This is a genomic window from Pedococcus sp. (assembly GCF_036554925.1).
Taxonomy (GTDB): domain Bacteria; phylum Actinomycetota; class Actinomycetes; order Actinomycetales; family Dermatophilaceae; genus Pedococcus_A.
This window is the reverse complement of sequence record NZ_DATBMI010000214.1, coordinates 1-3,561: the sequence shown is the minus strand read 5'-3', so window position 1 is coordinate 3,561 and position 3,561 is coordinate 1. Positions and strand designations below refer to the sequence as shown.

The window sequence follows — 3,561 nt, the reverse complement described above, 5'->3', positions numbered from 1 at the left end:
CGCTCGCCGGACGCCCTGCGGCGGCTGCTGGCACGGCCCGGCGAGCTCGGCCTGGCGCAGGCGTACGTCACCGGCGAGCTCGACGTCGACGGCGACCTGCTCGACGGCCTGCGCCGCGTGTGGCAGGCGACCCGGGTGGGGCATGCCCGCAGACCGGGGCCGGGGGAGCTCGTGCGGGCCCTGCGGCTGGCCGGCGAGCTCGGCGTGCTCGGGCTGCCGCCGGCGCCACCCGCCTCGCAGGCCCGGATGCGCGGGCGGCTGCACTCGCCGACCCGGGACCGCCACGCGATCGCTCACCACTACGACCTGTCCAACGACTTCTACTCGCTCATCCTCGACCCGCACATGGCCTACTCCTGCGGCTACTGGACCTCCGACGCGCCGGGCTACGGCGTCGAGGACGCACAGCGCGACAAGCTGGACCTCGTCTGCCGCAAGCTGGGACTGGCTTCCGGCAGCCGCCTGCTCGACATCGGCTGCGGCTGGGGCTCGCTGAGCCTGTATGCCGCCGAGCACTTCGGGGCGCAGGTCACCGCCGTGACCATCTCGGCGCAGCAGAAGGCCTTCATCGACGCGCGGGTGGCCGAGCGGGGGCTGGGCGACCGGGTGGAGGTCCGGCTCCAGGACTACCGCGAGGTGCCCGAGAGTGGCTTCGACGCCGTGTCGTCGATCGAGATGGGCGAGCACGTCGGCGACCGCCGGTACCCCGTCTACACCCGCGTCATCCGCGACCGTCTCCGCCCCGGGGGCCGGGCACTGGTCCAGCAGATGTCGCGTCGGACGCGGCCCGGGGGCGGGCCGTTCATCGAAGCCTTCATCGCCCCCGACATGTCGATGCGCCCGGTGGGCAGGACGGTGGCCCTGATCGAGGACGCCGGGCTCGAGGTCCGTGACGTCCACGCGCTCCGTGAGCACTACGTGCGCACCGTCCAGGCCTGGTACGACACGTTCGAGACGAACTGGGACCGAGCCGTGGCGATGGTCGGCGAGGAGGTGGCCCGGGTCTGGCGCCTCTACCTCGTCGGCGGTGCGCTGGCCTTCGAGGAGGGCCGGATGGGCGTCGACCAGATCCTGGCGGTGCGTCCCGGCCCGGCCGGCGAGAGCGGTATGCCGCCGGTGCGACGCCGGTGAGCAGGGCACCCAGGGAGGCGGCCGAGGTCTTCGACTGGGGTGCCTTCCTCGGCGTCCTGCCGTGGACGGTGCTGGCAGTAGTCGTGGTTCTCGGCGTCACCCTGGCGGTCGCCCTGGGACAGGGCAGGCACACCGTGGTGGACGTGGCCTGGGGGCTCGGCTTCGTCGCCATCGCGGTTGCCGCGTTCCTCGCCGGTGACGGCGACCCCGGTCGCTCCTGGCTGGTGCTGGCCCTCACCGCCGGCTGGGGCCTGCGCCTCGGCGCCCACATCCACCGCCGCTCCCGTGGCCGCGGCGAGGACCCTCGCTACGAGGAGCTGCTCGCCAAGGCGCCACCGGGAGGCCGCACCGCCTTTGCGGTGCGGCGGATCTACCTGACCCAGGGCGTCGTCATGTGGTTCGTCTCGCTGCCCGTGCAGGTCGCGATGGTGCAGCCGCAGGGGCTGGGGGCGCTCGCCTGGGCCGGGGCGGCGGTCTGGGCCGTGGGCCTCTTCTTCGAGACCGTGGGGGACTGGCAGCTCGAGCGCTTCCGGGCCGAGCCGTCCAACCGGGGCCGCGTCCTCGACACCGGCCTGTGGCACTACACCCGTCACCCCAACTACTTCGGCGACGCCTGCGTGTGGTGGGGGCTGTGGCTGGTCGCCGCGAGCGCGTGGCCCGGGGTCCTCTTCGTCCTCTCCCCGCTCGCCATGACCTGGAACCTCGCCAAGGGCACCGGCGCCGCGCTGCTCGAGAAGGACATCGCCGACCGTCGCCCCGACTACGCCGACTACGTCCGCCGCACCAGCGGCTTCGTCCCACTGCCTCCTCGGAAACCGCAGCGGAGGGGCACACCCTCGTGAAGACCGCCATCCTGGGTTCCGCGACCTCGCCGCCGCCTCGGCAGGGTCAGGGTCAGGGTCCGGGCGCGAGGCGCAGCACGGTCTCGAGCGTGTCCGCCTGGTCGGCCGTCTTGTCCGACCGGTAGCGCAGGACCCTCGCGAACCGCAGGGCGACCCCGCCGGGGTAGCGGCTGGAGCGCTGCAGGCCGTCGAACGCGACCTCGACGACCTGCACGGGCCGCACGTGCACGACGTGCCCCTCGCGGGACGTCTCGAGCTCCAGGAAGCGTTCGGTCTGCCAGGCGAGCATCTCGTCGGTCATGCCCTTGAACGTCTTGCCGAGCATGACGAAGCCGCCCGTGGACGGGTGCCTCGCCCCGAGGTGGATGTTGGACAGCAGTCCGCGGCGCCGGCCGCTGCCCCACTCCACCGCGAGCACGACGAGGTCCAGGGTGTGGCGGGGCTTGACCTTGACCCAGCCCGCACCCCGCCGCCCGGCGGCATACGGCGCGGTGGGGTCCTTGACGACGACGCCCTCGTGCCCGGCGGCGACGAGCTCGTCGAAGAAGTCCTGGGCCTGGCCCGGCCCGCGCGCGTGGAGCCGTGGCACGAGCAGGCCTGCCGGCACGATCCCTGCGAGGGCGTCGAAGCGCTCGGCCGCCGGCCGGTCGATGAGGTCGGCGCCGCCGGCGTGGAGCAGGTCGAAGAAGAAGGTGCTCAGCGGCACCTGCTCGCGGAGCCGGTCGACGCCCACCCGGCTCATGGTGCGGGCGGCGGTCTCCTGGAAGGGACGCGGCCGCCCCTCGGCGTCGAGGGCGATGGCCTCGCCGTCGAGCACCAGGTCGCCCGGCGGGAGCGCGGTGACGGCCTCCACGACCTCCGGCAGGCGCTCGGTGATGTCGTCGAGGCTGCGGGTGAACAGGCGCACCTCGCCTCCCAGCCGGTGGGCCTGCAGCCGTATGCCGTCGAGCTTGCCGTCGACGACGACGCCTCCGTCGCCCAGCTCGCCGAGCGCCGTCGCCACGTCGGGTGCCGCCGCCGCGAGCATGGGGCGCAGCGGGCGCCCGACCACCAGGCCGATGGAGGCCAGCGCCTCGACGCCGCCGGACATCGCCGCCTCCGCCGCGGGCGCGGCATACCCGGCCAGCATCACGGCACGGCGCACGGCGTCCTCCGGGACGCCGGCGGCGGTGGCCACGGCCTTCTGCATCACGCCGTCGAGCGCGCCCTGGCGCAGCTCCCCGGTGATCAGGCGGCGCAGGAAGTCCTGCTCGGCGGCGGTGGCCCGGCCGAAGAGCTCGGCGACGGCGGCCGAGCGGGCTGCGGCCGAACCCGCCCCGGACACGGAGGCGAGCTCGCCGAGGCGGTGGTCGACCTCGGCGACGGTCAGGACGGGGGAGGGGGCGGGCGGCGGCAGGTCCGTGAGGCTGCGCCAGCTCACGCCCACGCGTCGCTGCGGCAGCACTCCGGAGAGGTAGGCGGTGGCCGTCGCGACCTCGTCGGGTCCGGCGGCCCCGAGCGCCGCGGCGAGGGCGTCGACCTTGGCCGTGCGCGAGCGGGTCGCCGCCACCTGCGCCGAGGCGGCGACCAGCTCGCTCAGCAGCACCGG

The 3,561-nt window shown here is 74.6% G+C and carries 3 protein-coding genes; 2 read left to right on the top strand and 1 reads right to left on the bottom strand.

Annotated elements, in window-relative coordinates:
• Nucleotides 1-1,131: cyclopropane-fatty-acyl-phospholipid synthase family protein (locus tag VIB11_RS16260; protein WP_332032611.1), on the top strand; the 1,131-nt coding region annotated here is incomplete at its 5' end.
• Complete coding sequence (locus VIB11_RS16255; RefSeq protein WP_332032609.1) at nucleotides 1,128-1,973, top strand: DUF1295 domain-containing protein; 846 nt, start codon at nucleotides 1,128-1,130, stop codon at nucleotides 1,971-1,973. The genes VIB11_RS16260 and VIB11_RS16255, both read left to right, overlap by 4 nt.
• A 52-nt stretch (nucleotides 1,974-2,025) precedes the next feature.
• Here VIB11_RS16255 and VIB11_RS16250 read toward each other — a convergent pair whose 3' ends face one another.
• Entirely contained in the window at nucleotides 2,026-3,558 is a 1,533-nt protein-coding gene (locus tag VIB11_RS16250) for an ATP-dependent DNA ligase (RefSeq protein WP_332032612.1), read from the bottom strand.
• Nucleotides 3,559-3,561 lie beyond the last annotated feature (3 nt).